At 64.4% G+C, this 19,036-nt stretch carries 18 protein-coding genes; 11 read left to right on the top strand and 7 right to left on the bottom strand.

Features of this window, described 5'->3' with window-relative positions; genetic code table 11:
- Positions 1–145: 145 nt before the first annotated feature.
- From GPA21_RS07930 to GPA21_RS07885, 10 genes are all read left to right on the top strand, one after another.
- On the top strand, positions 146–1,567 hold the full coding sequence (locus GPA21_RS07930) for a TIGR03752 family integrating conjugative element protein (RefSeq protein ID WP_024067909.1): 1,422 nt from the start codon (positions 146–148) through the stop codon (positions 1,565–1,567).
- Positions 1,548–1,991 (top strand): TIGR03751 family conjugal transfer lipoprotein, encoded by a 444-nt coding sequence (locus tag GPA21_RS07925; RefSeq protein ID WP_024067910.1) that lies wholly within the window; start codon positions 1,548–1,550, stop codon positions 1,989–1,991. Before GPA21_RS07930 ends, GPA21_RS07925 begins: the two co-directional genes overlap by 20 nt.
- Complete coding sequence (locus GPA21_RS07920) at positions 1,991–4,870, top strand: conjugative transfer ATPase (protein WP_168987666.1); 2,880 nt, start codon at positions 1,991–1,993, stop codon at positions 4,868–4,870. Before GPA21_RS07925 ends, GPA21_RS07920 begins: the two co-directional genes overlap by 1 nt.
- A gap of 15 nt (positions 4,871–4,885) precedes the next feature.
- A complete protein-coding gene (locus tag GPA21_RS07915) occupies positions 4,886–5,518 on the top strand; it encodes a DsbA family protein (RefSeq protein WP_168987665.1) in 633 nt (210 codons plus the stop codon).
- A gap of 183 nt (positions 5,519–5,701) precedes the next feature.
- The gene (gene radC, locus GPA21_RS07910) at positions 5,702–6,196 is read left to right on the top strand and encodes a RadC family protein (RefSeq protein ID WP_168987664.1); all 495 of its coding nucleotides are present in this window, start codon (positions 5,702–5,704) and stop codon (positions 6,194–6,196) included.
- A gap of 167 nt (positions 6,197–6,363) precedes the next feature.
- Entirely contained in the window at positions 6,364–6,810 is a 447-nt protein-coding gene (locus GPA21_RS07905; protein WP_168987663.1) for a TIGR03757 family integrating conjugative element protein, read from the top strand.
- On the top strand, positions 6,807–7,754 hold the full coding sequence (locus GPA21_RS07900) for a TIGR03756 family integrating conjugative element protein (RefSeq protein ID WP_168987662.1): 948 nt from the start codon (positions 6,807–6,809) through the stop codon (positions 7,752–7,754). Before GPA21_RS07905 ends, GPA21_RS07900 begins: the two co-directional genes overlap by 4 nt.
- Before the next feature lie 55 nt (positions 7,755–7,809).
- Entirely contained in the window at positions 7,810–9,159 is a 1,350-nt protein-coding gene (locus GPA21_RS07895; protein ID WP_425483693.1) for an integrating conjugative element protein, read from the top strand.
- On the top strand, positions 9,156–9,524 hold the full coding sequence (locus tag GPA21_RS07890) for a hypothetical protein (RefSeq protein ID WP_168987661.1): 369 nt from the start codon (positions 9,156–9,158) through the stop codon (positions 9,522–9,524). The genes GPA21_RS07895 and GPA21_RS07890 overlap by 4 nt, the downstream gene beginning before the upstream one ends.
- 15 nt (positions 9,525–9,539) lie before the next feature.
- The gene (locus tag GPA21_RS07885) at positions 9,540–11,057 is read left to right on the top strand and encodes a conjugal transfer protein TraG N-terminal domain-containing protein (protein ID WP_168987660.1); all 1,518 of its coding nucleotides are present in this window, start codon (positions 9,540–9,542) and stop codon (positions 11,055–11,057) included.
- A gap of 15 nt (positions 11,058–11,072) precedes the next feature.
- Here GPA21_RS07885 and GPA21_RS07880 read toward each other — a convergent pair whose 3' ends face one another.
- From GPA21_RS07880 to GPA21_RS07870, 3 genes are read right to left on the bottom strand one after another with little or no spacing between them, the layout of a single operon-like run.
- Positions 11,073–11,450 carry a DUF3742 family protein gene (locus GPA21_RS07880; protein ID WP_168987659.1) on the bottom strand — a complete coding sequence of 126 codons (378 nt, stop codon included), beginning with the start codon at positions 11,448–11,450 and terminating at the stop codon, positions 11,073–11,075.
- A gap of 27 nt (positions 11,451–11,477) precedes the next feature.
- The gene (locus tag GPA21_RS07875) at positions 11,478–11,936 is read right to left on the bottom strand and encodes a type II toxin-antitoxin system YhaV family toxin (protein ID WP_168987658.1); all 459 of its coding nucleotides are present in this window, start codon (positions 11,934–11,936) and stop codon (positions 11,478–11,480) included.
- Entirely contained in the window at positions 11,936–12,253 is a 318-nt protein-coding gene (locus tag GPA21_RS07870; protein WP_168987657.1) for a type II toxin-antitoxin system PrlF family antitoxin, read from the bottom strand. Before GPA21_RS07870 ends, GPA21_RS07875 begins: the two co-directional genes overlap by 1 nt.
- A gap of 308 nt (positions 12,254–12,561) precedes the next feature.
- On the opposite strand from GPA21_RS07870, the gene mobH reads away from it, so the two are divergent.
- Complete coding sequence (mobH, locus tag GPA21_RS07865; protein WP_168987656.1) at positions 12,562–14,373, top strand: MobH family relaxase; 1,812 nt, start codon at positions 12,562–12,564, stop codon at positions 14,371–14,373.
- 21 nt (positions 14,374–14,394) lie between these two features.
- On the opposite strand, the gene GPA21_RS07860 is transcribed toward mobH, so the two are convergent.
- The 4 genes from GPA21_RS07860 to GPA21_RS07845 all read right to left on the bottom strand — a co-directional run bounded on the left by GPA21_RS07860 (position 14,395) and on the right by GPA21_RS07845 (position 18,891).
- On the bottom strand, positions 14,395–15,153 hold the full coding sequence (locus GPA21_RS07860; protein ID WP_168987655.1) for a hypothetical protein: 759 nt from the start codon (positions 15,151–15,153) through the stop codon (positions 14,395–14,397).
- A gap of 64 nt (positions 15,154–15,217) precedes the next feature.
- Positions 15,218–16,441: an MFS transporter gene (locus tag GPA21_RS07855; RefSeq protein WP_168987654.1), complete on the bottom strand. Its 1,224-nt coding sequence runs from the start codon at positions 16,439–16,441 to the stop codon at positions 15,218–15,220.
- Between the two features lie 48 nt (positions 16,442–16,489).
- A complete protein-coding gene (locus GPA21_RS07850; protein WP_168987653.1) occupies positions 16,490–16,690 on the bottom strand; it encodes a hypothetical protein in 201 nt (66 codons plus the stop codon).
- Between the two features lie 44 nt (positions 16,691–16,734).
- The gene (locus tag GPA21_RS07845) at positions 16,735–18,891 is read right to left on the bottom strand and encodes a TonB-dependent receptor (RefSeq protein WP_246261826.1); all 2,157 of its coding nucleotides are present in this window, start codon (positions 18,889–18,891) and stop codon (positions 16,735–16,737) included.
- Positions 18,892–19,036 lie beyond the last annotated feature (145 nt).

Here is a 19,036-nt window from a genome sequence, read left to right as displayed (position 1 = left end):
GTCCTTTACCTGGTGACGCGCGGCCGTGGCCTGGCGCAATCGCTGCTGCCGGCGATCCACCGCTTCGACCCGGCTGCACATCTGCCACAGCCGGAAACAGAGGCCCGGGCTGTCGAGGGCAGCGAGGACAGCAAGGAGGCCGGCCATGCGCAGTAACGGACTTCTGAAGTGGTTGATGATCCCCGTGGCCCTGGTGGTGCTGTTCGTCGGCATCCGTCTGTTCTCGGGCGGCAGTTCCTCGGCGCCGTCGCAGGCCGTTGCGGGAAGCCAGCTCACGCCAGAGGAGATGAAGGCGCTGGGCATCGAGGGCGATACCCCGCGCGACACCGTGGCGACGCTCGTGGCCCAAGTGAAGCAGTTACGCACCGAGCTTCAGACCGCGCTCTCGGACAACAAGTCCCAGCGAGAAGAAAACCAGCGCCTGCGCCAGCGCGAGAACGCGATCGACCAGCGCATCAATTCGGCGCTGGAGGCCGAACGCGCCAACCTGCGCCGTGACCAGGAACAAGCCGCCAGTGCGCGCCAGCAGACCGAGGGGCTGCTGGCCGACCTGCAGCGCCGCCTGGACAGCATCGGCGGGCGCGATGGCGGCCATGCCGACCTGCCGGTCGGTCTCGGTTTACGCGATGGCGATGAGGCCGGCATGGAGGGTGGCGTGCGCTGGGTGGAGCCGGACGACGCAAAGAAGGCCGAGGGTCGCTCAGGCGCCAACGGCGGCTTGAGCTTCCCGACCAGCTTCGGGCCTGCGCAACGCACGCTGGAAACCACGGCAGAGACCGTGGTCAATGCCGGGGCGCGGGCTGCCGGGGTCAAGAGTGCCACGCCTGTCTATACCGTGCCGACGAACTCCACGCTGATGGGATCCGTGGCGATGACGGCCCTCATCGGTCGCGTGCCTGTAGACGGCACCGTGAACGATCCGTATCCGTTCAAAGTGCTGGTCGGCCCGGACAACCTCACCGCAAACGGCATCGACATCCCCGACGTCGCCGGCGCGGTGTTTTCCGGCACCGCCTCCGGCGACTGGACGCTTTCTTGCGTGCGCGGCCAGGTGCGCAGCATCACCTTCGTCTTCCACGACGGGACGATTCGCACCATCCCCGATGACGGCAACGGCAACCAGCAGAACAGTCAGCAGCAGAACTCCCAAACCGGGGGGCTGGGCTGGATCAGCGATCCCTACGGCATTCCGTGCGTCAGCGGCGAGCGGCGCAGCAACGCCCAGCAGTACCTCGGCTCGCAGGCCCTGATCACCGCGGCCGGTGCCGGCGTGGCCTCTTTGATCGACAGCGACAGCGGCCAGATGTCCTATGTGGGTGCCGACGGCTCCATCGGCAGCGTTGGCATCTCGGGCAATGAGGCCATGGGCCGCATTCTGGCCGGTGGTGTGCGCGACATGGCCGATTGGGTCAACAAGTTGTATGGCCAGGCGTTCGCCGCCGTCTATGTGCAGCCCGGCGCCAAGGTCGCCGTCCATCTCGAAAAACCACTCGCCATCGACTTCGATCCCGAAGGCCGCAAGGTCGATCACCGCGCAGGAGAAAGCCATGCTCTCGAACTTGACTAAGACACTCGCGCTGGTCGTGGCCGTTGCGCTGCTCGGCGGCTGCGCCACCAGCAAGGAAAAGCTGCTGCCACACGGCGATAACACGATGATGGACATCTGGAACCAGAACGCCGGGGACGGCGCTATCGGCGGTGCGGGCCAGGTGGCGCGCCGCCAGTTGCTCGATGCGCGCCAGAGCCTGCGCCGGCCGCTCACCGATGCGGATGTGCAGGCCGCACCAGCCGAGCAGATGCGTTACACGCGCACCGCACGCAACGAGATCCACCGCCAGTTCCTGCGCCTGCCGAACCCCGACCTGGTGATGTACGTGTATCCGCACCTGGCTGGCACCGACCCCGTTCCGGTGCCGGGCTATACGACCGTCTTCCCCCTGTACCAGCGCGTGCAGTACGCCATGCCGGGCGAGCGCGTGGAGGACTACTGATGCGCGTGAAACTCCCATGGCTCAAGCTCGCCGCTGTCAGCACCGGGGACGACGAACAGGCCGATGGCTGGCAGCGCCATGTCGAAGCCTTGCGGCAGGCGGGTATTCCCGAGCCTGGCACGGCGGTTCAGGGGCGCAAGCCAGCGACCGTGGCTGAAGAGCAGGCGTTGTATGACGTCGCGCCGTCCTTTGTCGAACTGCTGCCCTGGGTCGAGTTCCTTCCTGAGTCGAAATCCATGCTGCTGGAAGACGGCCAGTCCGTCGCCGCCTTCTTCGAGCTGGTGCCGCTGGGCACCGAGGGCCGCGAGCCGGCCTGGCTGGCGCAGGCTCGCGATGCGCTGGAGAACGCGCTCCAGGACAGCTTCGACGAGCTGGATGACAATCCCTGGGTCGTGCAGTTGTATGCCCAGGACGAGCCCAGCTTCGACCACTACATGCAGACCCTGCGCGACTACGTGCAGCCGCGCGCCCGTGGCACGGCGTTCACGGAGTTTTACCTGCGCTTCTTCAGTCATCACTTGCGCGCAGTGGCCAAGCCTGGCGGCCTGTTCGAGGACACGGTGGTCACGCGCCTGCGCTGGCGCGGCCAGACGCGGCGGGTGCGGATGGTGGTCTACCGCCGCGCCGCCGGCCAGGCCAGCCGACGCGGCCAAACACCGGAGCAAATGCTGAGCATTGTGTGCGACCGTCTGTGCGGCGGCCTGGCGAACGCCGGCATCCAGGCGCGGCGCATGGATGCTGCCGATGTGCACGACTGGCTGCTGCGCTGGTTCAATCCCCGTCCTACGCTACTCGGCCCTGGAGCGGAAGCCCGGGAGCGCTTCTACGCATTGGCGGGCTACCCTGAGGAAACGGAAGCCGACGAGATCGAACTGGCGAGCGGACGGGACTTCAGCCAGAGGCTGTTCTTCAGCCAGCCGCGCTCCGACGTGGCGCACGGAACCTGGCACTTCGACGGTATGCCGCACCGGGTGCTGGTCACAGACCGGCTGCGCATGCCGCCCGGCACCGGCCACCTGACCGGCGAAACCCGCAAGGGCGATGCCATCAACACGCTGTTCGATCAGATGCCGGAAGACACGGTGATGTCCCTGACGATGGTCGTCACGCCGCAGGACGTTCTCGAATCGGATCTGAACCACCTGGCGAAGAAGGCCGTGGGCGAAACCCTGGCGTCCGAGCAGACGCTCAGGGACGTGCAGGAGGCCCGATCGCTCATCGGCAGCGCCCACAAGCTCTATCGCGGCACGCTGGCGTTTTACCTGCGAGGGCGCGACGAAGCCGAGTTGGACCGGCGGGGTCTGGACCTGGCCACCGTCATGCTCAACGCCGGCCTGCAGCCGGTGCGCGAAGACGACGAAGTGGCTCCGCTCAACAGCTATCTGCGCTGGTTGCCGTGCTGCTACAACCCCGGCCAGGATCGGCGCAAGTGGTACACGCAATTGATGTTCGCGCAGCACGTCGCGAACCTGTCGCCGGTGTGGGGGCGCGCCCAGGGTACAGGGCATCCCGGCATCACGATGTTCAATCGCGGTGGCGGAACGATTACCTTCGATCCGCTGAACAGGCTGGATCGGCAGATGAATGCCCACCTGTTCCTGTTCGGCCCGACCGGCTCGGGCAAGTCCGCCACGCTCAACAACCTGCTCAACCAGGTTACGGCGATCTACCGGCCACGCCTCTTCATTGTCGAAGCCGGGAACAGCTTCGGCTTGTTCAGCGAATTCGCCCGCAAGCTCGGCCTCACGGTCAACCGCGTCAAGCTGGCGCCCGGCTCGGGCATCACCCTGGCGCCGTTCGCGGACGCACGCCGGCTGATCGAAACGCCCAGCGCCGTGCAGACGCTCGACGCCGACGCGCTGGATGACGACCAACCACCGCAAGCTGCAGCCGCCGAGGCGGACGAGCAGCGCGACGTTCTGGGCGAACTGGAGATCACCGCGCGGCTGATGATCACCGGCGGCGAAGAGAAGGAAGAAGCTCGCATGACGCGGGCCGACCGCTCGCTGATCCGCCAGTGCATCCTCGAAGCGGCTCAGCGCTGCCACGGCGAAGGCGGCGAGAGCCGCACGGTGCTCACGCGCGATGTGCGCGATGCGCTGCGCACTCGCGGCCAGGACCCCACGCTGCCCGAAATGCGACGCGTGCGACTGCTGGAGATGGCGGACGCGATGGATATGTTCTGCCAAGGCAGCGACGGCGAGATGTTCGATCGGCCTGGCACCCCGTGGCCGGAGGCTGACATCACCCTGGTCGATCTGGCGACCTACGCCCGTGAGGGCTACAACGCGCAGTTGTCGATCGCCTACATCTCGCTCATCAGCACCGTCAACAACATCGCCGAACGCGATCAATACCTTGGCCGCCCAATCATCAATGTGACCGACGAAGGTCACATCATCACAAAAAATCCGCTGCTCGCGCCCTACGTGGTCAAGATCACCAAGATGTGGCGCAAGTTGGGGGCCTGGTTCTGGCTCGCCACGCAGAACATTGACGACCTGCCGCGCGCCGCGGAACCCATGCTATCTATGATCGAATGGTGGGTATGCCTTTCAATGCCACCCGATGAGGTCGAGAAGATCGCGCGCTTTCGCGAGCTAACGCCTGCGCAGAAGGCGCTGATGCTGTCGGCACGCAAGGAAGCCGGGAAGTTCACCGAAGGCGTGATTCTGTCCAAGTCGATGGAGGTGCTCTTCAGGGCGGTGCCGCCGAGTCTCTACCTGGCATTGGCGCAGACCGAACCCGAGGAGAAGGCCGAACGCTACCAGCTCATGCAGAGACACCACTGCACCGAACTTGAAGCGGCTTTCAAGGTGGCCCAGAAGATTGATCAGGCGCGTGGCATCGAGTCGCCCGCACTGGATTTGCCGCAATAGCTGCCGGAGCACGCCATGAAGCCGAAACGTTCCTCCACCCCGATCGAGTTGCAGACGTTCCCCCGGCGCTGGTGGCCACGCAGGTCATGGTTTCTTGTCGCGGGGCTGGCCGCGTCATTGCTGATCGTCTTCATGGCCTGGTCGCCTGGCGTGTCGGAACCATCGCCCTCGACGCCTGGCGAACCCCGTCAGGTGGCTGGCCCGCCTTGGCGACGGGGCAATCCAGACGGGCGCTTCGCGCTGACCTTCCATGCCGACCTCGAATGCCCGTTCTGCCGCGCCTACTACCCGGTGCTCAAGCGCTGGGTGGCCGAAAACCCGGACATCGACCTGCGCTGGAACCATCTCCCGCTGGCCGATCATGACGCACGCTACCCCGATCTCACGCCGACCATCGAACAGTGCGTGGCAAGCGGGCGGCCCGACGCCGTCATCCAGGCACAGGCCGCCGAGGCCATGAAAAGCGGTGTGACTGCCACGCCATCGCTGCGGTTGCAGGATCGCCGGACCGGCAAGACCATCCTGCTGCAAGGCCCGGTCGAAGGCGATGCCTTGCTGTCGGCCATGGACATGCTGGCCAGCGAAGAACCCGCTGTCGCTCCCATCACCGAGATGCCTGCCGACGTCCTCGGCGACATGCCCAGGTAGCCCTGGTCTTCAAGGCTACGGCGCAGTCCTCTGCGCTGACCGCGACCCGTTCGCTTCGCATCCTGGCTGCGAACAATCACCGCTGTGGCGGTGGTGGATGCACCTTGTCTCGCTGTTCCCATCCCCAGGAGGGCTTGCCCTCCCCAGGAGGCGTCCTCCGTTCTCACCCTCTGGAGGTTCGCCATGTCTTTCGTCGCCAACGGCTCCTGCGTGGAGTCTCTTCCCGTCATCACCGCCCCGCATGAGGACCGGATCATCCGGAAAGCCATCGCGCTGCTGGAGAAGCGGGTGTTCACAGTCGAGCCCAGCCTCAACAACCCCTCTGCGGTTCGAGACTATCTGCGCCTGAAACTGGTCGCCGAGCCCGACGAGCTGTTCGTCGTTGTCTTCATGAACACGCAGCACCAAGTGCTGGCCTGCGAACCCTTGTTCAGAGGCACGATCGATTCGGCCACCGTGCATCCGCGCACCATCGTGCGCCGTGCGCTGGACCTGAATGCCGCAGCGGTCGTTTTCGCGCACCAGCATCCCTCGGGTTCCACCAAACCATCGAGCGCGGACTGCGCACTGACCCAGAGGCTGCAAGCTTCTCTGGCGCTCATCGATGTGCGCGTGCTGGACCACATCGTCATCGGCCGTGGCAAGCCGTATTCCTTCGCGGAGTCTGGTCTGCTGTAGCGATGCTTCCTCGCCGTTCTTGTCATCCACAGCGGGAGCTTCGGCTCCCGCGTTCCTTTCGGCCCGGCAAGCAGGTATGCGGGTAGCTCGCGGTGCGGATTGTTTGTTGGGGCCGGATCGGGTTCGGCGGTTGACTATGGCCCTGATCAACTCTCAGGGCATGCGACATGTCGGCATCCTTTTCCAGATTCGCATCAGGCTGGCGAACCCTCGGTCTGGCCGTTGCACTACCGGCGTCGCTGGCGGTCTTCAGCCCGGCAAGCTACGCCGCCGATGTGGTGGTGGTCACCGATAGCCACCATCCGGTCAAGACCATGGGCGGCGAGCGGTTGATCGAGCTGGACGAAGCGTCCCTTATCGAAGCCGAGCTGTCCGCGCAACTGCCCGCCAATGCCGAGCAGGCGACGGCCATCGTCAAGGGTCGGCTGAACCAAGGGGGGGCTGACCTCCAGCGCCGCATCGCATCCGCTTACCAGGGCGTTGCCGACGCCTGGAGCCTGGGCATCACCACCATTCCGGCCGTCGTGGTGGATCAGCGCTACGTGGTTTACGGCGAGGCGGACGTGGCCCGCGCCATCGCGCGCATCGAACAGCACCGGAGGGCAGCGCCATGAACCGCCCATTCAGTCTGCTGCGGCGCGCGCGAGCCGCTGTCGCCTCCGTGCTGCTGCTCAGCGCCACGGGCAGCTATGCCCTGAACACCGCCACCATCGTTTCGTCCGTTATGTCGCCGGACTGCCTGGAATACCGGGTCGTGGGGATTTGCTATTGGCTGTACTGCACCTGGGGCGGCTGCACGGTGCGCACGTCCGTGAAGGTGCGCCACTACATCCCCGACGCCGTCGTTTCGTCCTACTCGAACACGGGCGCGAACCCCTGGGTCGAAGTGCGGGCCATGAGCATGCCCAGCCCAACGGCCGAGGCCGGCGGCGACGGTACGACCAACGAAGGTCACGAAAACAATCTCGCACGCTTCAAGAACGCCGACGTCATCGGCCACCCCGGCGCCGAAGTGTTCAACCGGTTCGTCTCGTCCTCGGGCTACTTCTGCGCGGGTGCGGGCACGGCGTTCATGCCGTACCTGCTCAGCACTCTGGACACGCTGGCCTGGCGCTACAACGTCCCCGAGATGGCTTACCCGGAGGCGTTGATCCCCGGCATGCGCGAGATCGGCGCGCGCACGACCCTGAACCTGTGGGGAGCCGTCTACCCGCGTGGCGGTTTCCTGCACCAGCCCGATGACCACAAGGCCGGTGCCGTGGTGGCCCAGCGTGCGGGCGATGTTGTCACGCGGCGCGGCCAATTGCACGTCTACCAGCCTTTGCTCGCCACTTCCCGCGACGGCTACTGGCCTGCGGGTGCTCTGATGGAGGGCGATGCCTCGACCGGCAAGTGGCAGGAACTTACCCCTGTCCTGTCTTCGTCCTGCACGGTATTCCCGCGCAGCGGCTTCCTGACCCAGGCCCAGCAAGGTGATTACGCGTGGGCGCTGTGGCGGCCCTATGCCTGCTGCGAGCGCAGGGGCCAAGTGTTCCTCGGCAGTGTCGATTTCCTATGAGGGTGCGGCGATGAGGCGTTCAGCATCGACGAATATCTGCAACTCGGCATACTGCATGGTGCGTCCTGCAGCACTGGCTGCGGCGCTTGCCTTGGGTTGTGGCGTGGCCTGGGCACAGGTGGGATTCCAGAACAGCGGCACCGTCATCGGCGATGACGTCATGTATTCCATCGGCGGTGGCAGCGCGGTCTCCATGGGGCGTGCTGCTGGCATGCGCTCGATCGGTGTCGGTGTGGGCTGGAACAGCAACCTGATCTGCGGCGACATGAGCATCCAGACCACCCTACGCAACCAGCTCAACGGCATCACGAACGGCTTCCAGCAGATCATGAGCAACGTGATCCAGAACGCGACCAGCGCCGTGGCGTCATTGCCTGCGCTGATCATCCAGCGAGCCGATCCCGGTTTGTATAATCTTCTTACAAATGGCGTGCTGCAAGCGCGGCTGGATTTCGACCGTTCCAAGCTGACATGCCGCGCCATGGCCGAGCGGATGGCCGATGCCGCTGGGGGCCAGCTCGGCTGGAGCCAGATGGCCGAAGGTCTGGCGTTGCGCGATGCGGTGTCGAGCACGGACGCGGTGTCAGCCATCGAGCAGGCTGAAAGCCGCCGGGGCAACGACGGCGTGCCCTGGGTCGGGGGCAGCAATGCCGGCGGTTCCGGCCAGGCCGCGATCAGGATCGTCGGTGACGTGACCCGTGCGGGCTACAACCTGGTCAACGGCCGCGGCGTGACCGATACATCAGCCATCTCCACTGCCAGTTGCGCCAGCCTGTCCTGCCAGACATGGACCTCGCCGCAGCAGGCCGTCGAATGGGCCACGCGGGTGCTGGGCGAGAAAGAGCAGCGCACGTGTGAGGCCTGCACAAAGACCGAGACGGTGCCCGGGGTGGGCTTGACGCCGCTGATCCAGGAGGAATACGACGCCAAGCTGCAGGCGCTGCAAGAGCTGATCACCAAGGCCAAGAACACCACGCCGGAGAACCTGCGCCAGGCCGGCAGCGCATCGCTGCCGATCACGCGCGGGGTCATCGAGGCGCTGCGCGACGAGCCGGACCGGGACCTGCTGGCGCGGCGCCTTGCATCCGAAGTGGCGTTGGCGTCGGTGCTGGAGAAGGCGTTGCTACTCCAGCGCACGCTGCTGACTGGCAAGAAGGAGCCCAATGTCGCGGCCAACAAGTTGGCGGTCGAGGCCGTGAACCACGAGAGCGACACGCTCGACCGGGAGATCCGCAACCTCAAGACCGAGCTGGAACTGCGCCGCGAGCTGGCGAACAACTCACCCATGGCTATCATCCAGCGCCACGGAACGCGTGCGGCCGGCTCACGCGGCATCTACGAAGGCGACCCGGTGCCCAACCGCCTCGACCAGTTGCAGAAGGGCAATCCGGGAGGCCGGCCATGAGCGCGGTGCGCATGAGCTGGCGCCCCTTGCGCTGGCTGTTCAGCCGGCGCGCGGCGAAGACGCTGCTGTGGACGGTGATCATCGTCGTCGCCGCGGTGGGGGCCAACATCGCCGGCATCTACCTGGTCGGCAGCGTGGCGGGCTGGGAGCGTTGGCTGGCCGCCGCCGCAGGGTACTTCTTCATCTGGCGGCTGTGCCTGTACGGGGCGACGGCCTATGGCTGGGTCTGGATGCGCCGCCGGCTGCTGGCGCGCGAAGACCAGGAAGGCGCAGGTGTGCAGGCACGGCGGCACCTGATGCGCAGCGAAATCGCGGGCGTCGTGGCCATCGTGGCGCTGGAAGCCAGCCAGTGGATGCAGGGCTGAGGGGGGATTCGGGCCATGACGCTCTTCACAACCGACTACCTGGAGTACTACCTGACGCTGGTTTCGTGGATCGTCCATAACGGCATCTGGGCCGTGTTGGTGTCCAGCGGCGTCTTCGCGCTGCCTTTCGTGGCGATCATCGTGCAGGAGTGGCTCAAGGCCCGCTCGGAAGGTGCGGACGAGGGCAACAAGGGTGTGCTTTCGGCAGCCCGCATCGAGAACCGGGTCTTTGTCGCCATCGTGGTGGTGATGTTCGCTGGCATCCCGTTCATCGATGTGGATCTCAACACCATCCAGTACGACAGCTCGCGCTCGGCCCAGTGCCAGGTCAACGTGCCGCAGCCGACCGACACGGGCTGGTCGCAGTCGTTCTCCACCCTCAACAACCAGTCGGCGAAGGTGCCGGTCTGGTGGGCTTTCATGCACACGCTATCGCGCGCGGTCACCGGGGCGTCGGTGGCGGCGATTCCCTGCGGCACCGATCAGCGGCAGATGCGCATGGAGATCGACGCCACGCGCATCGACGATCCCGTGCTGGCTCAAGAGGTCGCGGATTTCTCGCATGATTGCTACGGCCCTGCCCGTGCGAAGCTGTTCATGCAGCGGCCGAACCTTGATGAGGAACAGATGCACGACGTGACCTGGATCGGCTCACGCTTCTTCACCGACACGGCGGGCTATTACGACAGCTATCGCTCTAGCATGCCGCGCGACGACTGGCCCTACGACAGCACCCGCGACGCAGGGCTTGCGCAGGTGGCCAGCGGCGGCGGCTACCCGACCTGCCGGCAATGGTGGGCTGACGCCAGCAACGGCCTGCGGGCACGGCTGCTGGGCCAGGTGGACCCGACCCTGCTCACGCGGCTGGCGGGCTGGGCGGGTTTCCTGAGCCGCACCGAAGTGGACGATTCGGTGATCCGTGCGATCGCGTCGCCGCGGCAGCAGAAGCTCAATCGTGGCAGCGTCTATACGGACTATGGTGGCCAGATCGACAAGACCTTGCCGAACATCGTGACGCGCGCGGCTGGCGACGTGGGGATGGCCGTCGGGGGTATCGCGGCTTTCCCGGCAATGGACGTGGTGCGGCAGGCGCTACCGATGGTGCTGGCGCTGCTCAAGATGGCACTCGTGATCTGCATCCCGCTGGTACTGGTCGTGGGCACCTACGACCTGAAGACGGTCGTCACCGTCAGCGTCGTGCAGTTTGCGCTGTTCTTCGTCGATTTCTGGTTCCAGCTCGCACGCTGGATCGATAGCACCATCCTGGATGCGCTCTATGGATGGGGTTGGGGCTGGAACCGGCCGCACAGCAATTTCGATCCGCTGGTGGGGCTGAACAACGCCTTCGGCGACATGCTGCTGAACTTCGTCATGGGGACCATGTTCCTGGTTTTGCCGACGTTCTGGGTTGCGTCCCTGGGATGGGTGGGGATTAAAGCCGGGGTTATCGCACAGAACCTGACTGTCGGCTCCAAGGAAGCCCGGGACGGCGCAGGCTCAGGAGTGAACAAGGTGGCCGGCAAAGCCTTGTGATGCGCTGATCGAAACTCAGTCGTTGAAAGGATCGTTCGGATCATGAGGGTCGATCCGGTGGCCGCCGGATGAATACAGACCGAAGCCCGCCTCGCCGTTGCGCAGTTCATCCTGTTGTGTCCAGCGGTCGTCATGGTCGGCCGAATTACCCCCCAGCCATGCCGCAACAATACCAAGCAGGAACAAAACCGCTATCCACGAGGCAACGTAGAACAGCAGCGCCACCGCGATCAGCTTGGTAGCCCACAGCAGCGCAGCGCCGCCAGCACGCGGCACGCCCTTCGAGACCAGCCAGTTCGACACCCGGCGCTCGCCGCGTACGTAGGCACGCCATCCCCGGCCAATGGCGCGGCCGAGGCGTTCTGCGGTGCTGGTGCGGGTCGTGGTGTTCATGGTCGTCTCCTGCTACATGAGGAATGCCTATTCCAGTTTGCTCCAATCCGGTTTGCTTGCCTCGACCAATGCGCTCCAGTCGTCTGGCGGATTTCCACGTCCGAGCATTTTCTCGAACACTGCGTAGGGGTCCGACTTGCTACCCGATGAGCGCAAAGTCTGCTCGTCGTTCACCCAGGCATACACGATAACCTTCGCCTTGGAGTCGTACCGGAAGAACAGCCGGTAGCGCCTTCCGAGCTTGGCCCGCCGCCAGTGCCGATAGTCCGGTCCCATGGTATTGCCCTGACGGTATTCGTCGCGTGCCGGATCACTCGGCACCACGTCTTGTATCAACTGGACCAAGGCCCGGAAGAACTTGACGTTGGCATTGGACCCGAACCCGTCCGGATCATTCTCTTGGGCGCGCAACACAGCCGCGCGCAGCTTCATCATCTGCTCGATCAGGTTGTCGTGGAACAGCAGTGTCCAGCCATGCTGTTGCATCAGATTTCCACGTCCTCATCGAAATCATCGCCCAGGTCCACCTTGTGGCCCGCGTGCTCCAGCATCGTGCGAGCCAGATCCTCGGGCAGACCGCGAACATTCCGGCCTGCTTCAATGTCGCGTGCCAGCAAGGCCAGGAACGCGGCAATGGCCGGGTCCTCGTGCTCCGCATCGGCGCGGGTCACGACCACTTCACTGCCTCGAAGCTCGAACGCGAGCTTGCTGCCGGTATCGGCACCAAGCGCCTGGCGGATGGACTTGGGGAGCGTGATCTGCCCCTTGGATGTCAGCGTGGCAACTTCGTGAATGGCAGGCATGGCGGCTCTCCTGATAGCAATGCCTGCATTGTAAGGAAACTTCCTTACTTCGTCCATATGAGGTTTCATTGGGCTCTTCAGCGTTCAACCATGTACCTCCATCGTAGGACGGCAATAGTGAGCCTTCCCGCATCAATCCGGCCTTGTTGAACCCCGGATTGGTTGTGGACGATCAATGCTCGCCGCTCTATATCCAAAGGCTGTAACGGTCAAAGGGCTGAAATGGCAAGGGAACGGGGCGCAAGGGGAAAGGCCCTACCCGAAAAGGCCAAAAGGCCTCCCGGCCGGCCCGTCACCAGGACACCCGCATGCTCTCCCTGTTCCAGCGAAAGCGGCCCCCGGCTACTGCCGCTCCGCCGCCAGCACCGGCCACTTCCCCCTCGAAAGGGTTGACACTGCCGCAGTCGGCCGCGTCGCTCTTGGCGACACCACGCCGGCAGAAGCTGCTGGAACACATCTGGCAGCGCACATCTCTGTCGCGCAAGCAGTTCGCCACCCTGTACCGCGCCCCCCTCGAACGCTACGCGGAGTTGGTCCAGGTCTTCCCGGCCTCCGAGGCGCACCACCATGCCTACCCAGGCGGCATGCTCGACCACGGCCTGGAAATCGTCGCCTATGCGCTCAAGCTGCGGCAGTCCCATCTATTGCCCATTGGCGCCAGCCCCGAGGATCAGGCAGCACAGTCCGAAGCCTGGACTGCCGCCGTCGCCTACGCGGCCTTGCTGCACGACATCGGCAAGCTCGCCGTCGATCTGCACGTCGAACTGGTCGACGGCTCGATCTGGCACCCCTGGCACGGCCCTCTGCGCCAGCCGTACCGCTTCCGCTACCGCGACGATCGCGAGTACCGCCTGCACAGCGCCGCGACAGGTTTGCTCTACCGGCAACTGCTCGATCGCGATGTCCTGGACTGGCTCAGCGGTTATCCGTCCCTGTGGGCACCACTGCTTTATGTCCTGGCCGGACAGTACGAGCATGCGGGCGTGCTGGGCGAACTTGTCGTGCAAGCCGACCGGGCTTCCGTGGCCCAGGAACTGGGCGGCGATCCGGCCCGTGCCCTGGCCGCGCCCAGGCACGCGCTGCAGCGCAAACTGCTGGACGGGCTGCGCTACCTGCTCAAGGAACAGTTGAAGCTGAACCAGCCCGAAGCCTCCGATGGCTGGCTCACCGAGGATGCCCTGTGGCTTGTCAGCAAGACGGTCTCCGACAAACTCCGCGCTCACCTGCTGTCCCAGGGCATCGACGGCATTCCGTCGAACAACACCGCCGTCTTCACGGTATTGCAGGACCACGGTATCGCGCTGCCGACCCAGGATGGCAAGGCCATCTGGAAGGCGACCGTCGCCAGTGACACGGGCTGGAGCCACAGCTTCACTTTCCTGCGCCTGTCGCCCGCGCTGATCTGGGAGGCCGGAGAGCGACCCGCGCCCTTTGCCGGCACGGTGACGGTCGAAGACATTGCGCCTGCGGAGGATGTGCGCGGCACCATGCATGAGGATACGTCTTCACCTGCACCGGCATTTGCGGCCATCGCAGCGCAGCCGTCCCTTGAAACGCCCTCACCAGCGATGGCCGATCCCGTTGCCGACCTGCTGTCGATGTTTGGCGCCGACGCTGCGTCGGCCAGCGAATTGCCGGCCAGCGCCACGCACACAGCAGCCAAAGCCTCGCCCCCGCAGCAGGCGGGCACATCCGGACAGCCCACCGAGCCGACACCGGACACAGCGTCCGACGGCAGGCCCTCCGGCACGCAGTTCATGGCGTGGTTGCGGGCTGGCGTCAGCGCCCGCCGGCTGATCATCAACGACGCCAAGGCGCTGGTGCATACCGTCGATCGCACCGTCTATCTCGTCAGCCCTGGCGTGTTCCAGCGCTACGCCCAGGAGCACCCGCACATCGCAGCACTGGCCCGGCAAGAGAACATTGACGACTGGCAATGGGTGCAGAAGCGTTTCGAGAAGCTGCAACTGCATCGCAAGCAGGCCAACGGCCTGAACATCTGGACCTGCGAAGTCACCGGGCCACGCAAGACCAGGCGCCTGCATGGCTACTTGATCAAGGAGCCGCAATGCCTGTTCGATGAAGTCCCGCCGAACAACCCCTATCTGCGTCTCGTGTAAAGGAGCCGATCATCAATTCGATCAGTGGCCTTTCCCGCATTCCCGTGCGTCACGTTCCTTGTCCCGCAAAGCCAGATCCAATGGCGGGTAATAGATCAGATCCGGCTCCCAGGGGGCGAACCACGCCCACTTCAGGATGGCGCCAGCACAGAAGATGACCATCGCGACGACGATGGAACCCCATTCGCCCATGTGGCCATAGATCGCCGGTATCAATCCAACGCGGGCGGGCACCCAAGCAGACACGAGCCAATCCAGCAGCGACATCAGCATGGCGGCGGCAGTAAATTCCCCCACCTGTTGCTTGGTGACATTCGCTGCGTCCTTCGATTGAAGGTGTTCTTCGTAACGTCGGTACAGGAATTCATCTTTCTCGCGCAAGGCGAGATCACGCAGGGCATGCGCAGGCGCATACCCCAGCGGACGCTGATAGGGAAGCTGATGGGACCGCTCTGCTGGGACAAGCGACGAAAGCCAATACACGAGATGCGCGCCAATCTGACGGAGCACGACCAGTACAGCAGGAATGACGATGGCGACAGCCAGACTGAAAATGACGATGACGAGCGCAACCCAACCGACATCGCTCAGCAGCGCCATGTCGCCTGGAGACCATTGCCACAGCCCTCGATCCGTACGCAGCATCATTGCCATATCCAGAAACAATACGAGACACACGAGCCTCAAGGCCCAATTTGCGCTCCAAGCTCGATCAAATAATTCAAGGCTTTTCTGTGGCAGGCTGGCCATCGTCAATGGCTTCTGATCTTCTGTTGACATCTCAATTCATGGGATAGGGGTGCAGCATGCTGACCGTGATACCTGGAGCCAGTATTCCACGGAGTCACCTGCGCAAGGAACCGCCCGACGTCAACAGTGCAACCAGTACCAGCAGACCACCAACCAGCAAATAGGGAATTCCAGGGCCAAGCTCGTACAACAGACTGCCCGCCAACGGCCCGAGCACGATCCCCAGCCCTTGGGCAGCGCCCACCGACCCAGCGGCCGCGCCCTGTTCGTGAGGCTGCACCGCATTCGCGGCCATCGCCGAGAAGGCCGGAAACACCCAGCCCATGCCGGCGGCCGCAAAGAAGAAGCACACCATCAATGCCCATTGCGTCGACACCAGAGAAACCGCACCGAAGCCAGCCGCACTGACCAGGGCGCCGATACGGATCAGCCGTTGCGGCGACCAGTGCAGCTTGCGCACGATCAACTGGGCGACGATCAGGCCGACTCCGACCAGAGTCAGTGCCAGCCCTGCGGCTCGGGCGGCTGGTTCAGGCTCCAACTGCAGCCGATCGATGGCAAAGAACCCCACCGTGATCTGACCGATCGCGACACTGAACATGGCGGCGAAGGCGACGATCATCGGCCGGCGCAGCCGTGCATCGCCCAGGCCCAGAGCAGCCGAAGCCGTGCCGGATATCCGCTCATTGCGCGGCAGCAGGCGCCACAGGATGCCGATCGCCAGCAAGGGCAATGCGGCCGTCACGTAGAGCGGCAAACCCAGGCCATACTGGGCCAGCGCGGCAGCGAGTGCCGGCCCCACGACCAGTCCAACGCCATTGGCCGCGCCAAGCGAAGCCATGGCACCGGCGCGCTCACCGGGAGCGACGTGATCGGCCACCAGCGCCTGGCCCGCCGCCGGGATCGCGGCGAAGAACGCACCGACAGCCCCGCGGCTGACGAGCAGCCCGGCAAACACCAGACCCGCCGCAGGCAGCACCCGCAACGATACGATCAGCAGGATGCACATGGCCCAGTAGGCGAGCATGAAGCCGCCCACTCCCGCAAGGAGAACCGTTCGCCGCCCACGCCGATCACTCAACGCTCCCCAGGGCCGCGACAGCAGCATCCACAACACGCCTCCCACGGTGACCACCGCGCCGGCCTGCCAGGGGGCCAAATGCAGCGATCGCGCGATCGGGCCGATCAGGGACACGAACGCCATCATGGCCATGGTGCAGGTCATGTAGGCCGCCATCAGCGGCTTGATGTTGAAGCGGGCCGCGCTAACCAGGGGCTCGCCGCCGACTGTCACCGAGTTCGCGTTGTCTTGAGTCATGTCGTTTCGCCTCCACGGCGCCAAGCTGGATGAAGGGGCGCTACATAGTCAGCCGATGAGTTCCGTTATTGCCAATAGCAACAACACAAGCGTCAGTGCCACGAAGAAGACGACTACCAGAGCACCAGCCAGGATGGTCAGCGCCCGGGCAAAGTACGTCTTCCACTTCGAGGGAACCATGCCGTGCGGCATCGGCAAGGTCTCCCGAGCGTCACCGCTTTGATGGTCGAGGGTTTGGGTGCGATCCATGGGGCATCCAGTGTCTCGTCGTCAGCTTGTTTCTCATGGTGCATTCAGTACAGGTAGGTCGCTGTCACGCCTACTGTCCGGCCCGGCGCAATCTGCGCGAAGTTGCCCGTGGCACCGTAGGAGAAGCCATAGGTTCGATAATCCTGATCCGTCAGGTTCTGCGCGTAGAGCATCAATTCCAGATTGCGGGTTGGCTGCCAGCCCAAGCCCACATCCACCACGGTGTACGCACCCTGGCGCAGGGTATTGGCGCTGTCGAAGTAATGCGCCCCCGTGCGGCGCACGGTCAACTGCGGCCGCAAGACGGTGTTGCCCACGGGTACATTGCCCTTGACGCCCAGCGTCAGGCCATACTTGGGCGCCATCGGCACATCGTTGTGCGTGCAGCCGGTGCAGGCGCTGGAATCCTCGAAGCGGCGGAAGGTCGCGTCATTGATGAAGCCTCCCGCGCTAAGCGTCCATTGCCGGGTGACATCCCACTCGGCGTTGAACTCCACGCCCACCGAGCGGGTATCGCCCACGTTTCTCAGCGTCTGGTTGCCCATGTCGCCATCGCCGTAGAGCTGCACGTCCTTGCTGTCCACCCGGTAGAGGGCGATGCTGGCGCGCATGTCGTTTCCGGCATAGCGCATGCCCGCCTCGTAGCTGATCGAGCGTTCGCGGCCATACCCGGCGGCATCGTCCATGCTCGATGGCGCCAGGTTGTAGCCCAGCGGCTTGTAACCCTGCGCCACATTGACGTAGCCGCGCCAATTGGGGCTGAACTGGTAGCCTGTCGCCAGGTGGCCGAGCCACGTCGTCTGGTCGCTGGATGCCTGTCCCTGGAAGGTACTGCCCATCATGTCGCCCTGGAAGCGGGTTCTGGCCTCGTCCCGGGTAACGCGCAGCCCCGTGGTGATGTCGGCCTTGGGGCTCAGGTGCCAAGTCACGTCGCCGTAGGCCGCCAGTGCTTCGCTGCGGTTGCCAGACGACGAATCCATGACCCGGAAAAGACTGGGCAGCACCATGTCGAACTGGTAGCCGCGCGACATGTCCACCTCTTGCCGGTAGAGGCCGAACACCGCATCCCAGGCACGGGAAGACGCCTCGCCCTGTTGCGGCGAACGTGTCGACAGGCGCAATTCCTGGGTATTCTGCTTCCAGTGCTCGGAGAACTGCGGGAAATACGCGTCCAGCGGCCATTGGCGTTCTGTGTGCACCCGCTGGCTGCTGGCAATGGCGCTCAAGCGCCAGATGCCGAAGTCATACTGACCATTGACGGCGACGCTGTTGGCGCAGCGCCGCTGGTGAAAATCACGGTAGGCTTCCGGCAGGTTGGGCAGCACATAAGCCCTGCGGGACTTGTAGTCGTCGAACAGCGTATAGGCTTCCTGATCGCCCGTGGCGCAATCGCGGCCGGCGCTCAGCCCCACCTCCCATGGACTGCCGGCCGGGGCCAGGCGCAGCTTGACATTGCCGGCGCGCGAACGCACGCCTCCCAACTGATCGCTGCCGATGACATCGCTGCGCAAGTCACCATTGACATCATTGCCCAGCAGAGAGACCGAGCCATACAGCAGATCCTCGACCAGTGGGCCGGAACCCTCGACCTGCAACTGATAGCCGTCCCGACTCGATACCCCGGCGCGGGCAGCGAATTCGGGCGTGTTGCCCGGCTTGCGAGAGACGATATTGAGCACGCCGCCCTGGGCGCTCTTGCCATACAGCGTACCTTGCGGCCCCTTGAGCAACTCCACCTGCTCGACGCCCAGCAGGGATTGGGCGGCAAAGGTCGGCAGTTGCGGCACGCCATCCACATACACCGTCAGCGCCGGGTTGTAGAAATCCTGCGCCGACGTCACGCCGCGCAGCGTAATGATCGGGAACAGGAATGTCGCGCTGTGCGACATGTACAACTCGGGAAAGACCCGATCCAGCTCCAAGGTCGAACTCACCTGGGCATCATCCAGGGCTATGCGGTCGGCCACACTGGCTGCGCCATTGAGCTGTTCCAAGGTTTCGCCGCGCTTGCTGGCCGAGACGACCACAGGGGCAAGAACGGCGAGTCCATCGTCGGTTCGCGACGCACTTTGTGCGTGAGCGTCATTCATCCATGAGACGGCATGGATGGAAAGCAGCGCAATACTAAAGACACTGAGTTGGAAACGCATGGTCAAAGATTCCTCCTTACTTTGTGTCATGGCAAACCATGTTTTGAACATTGATTGATGATGCGAGTGCTCCCTCTTTTCAGGGCACTCGCTCGGCCTCGGCTGGCAGATGTGCCAGCCTCTCCATATGAGCAAGCCGCGTCTTGCAGCAGGAGGGGGGCTGCGGCTGGGGAAAGCCCGGTGCGGCAATGGCGGC

This window comes from Azoarcus taiwanensis (assembly GCF_012910885.1).
Classification (GTDB): Bacteria; Pseudomonadota; Gammaproteobacteria; order Burkholderiales; family Rhodocyclaceae; genus Azoarcus_F; species Azoarcus_F taiwanensis.
The sequence above is the reverse complement of the archived record's forward strand: the minus strand, read 5'-3'. Positions and strand labels throughout refer to the sequence as shown.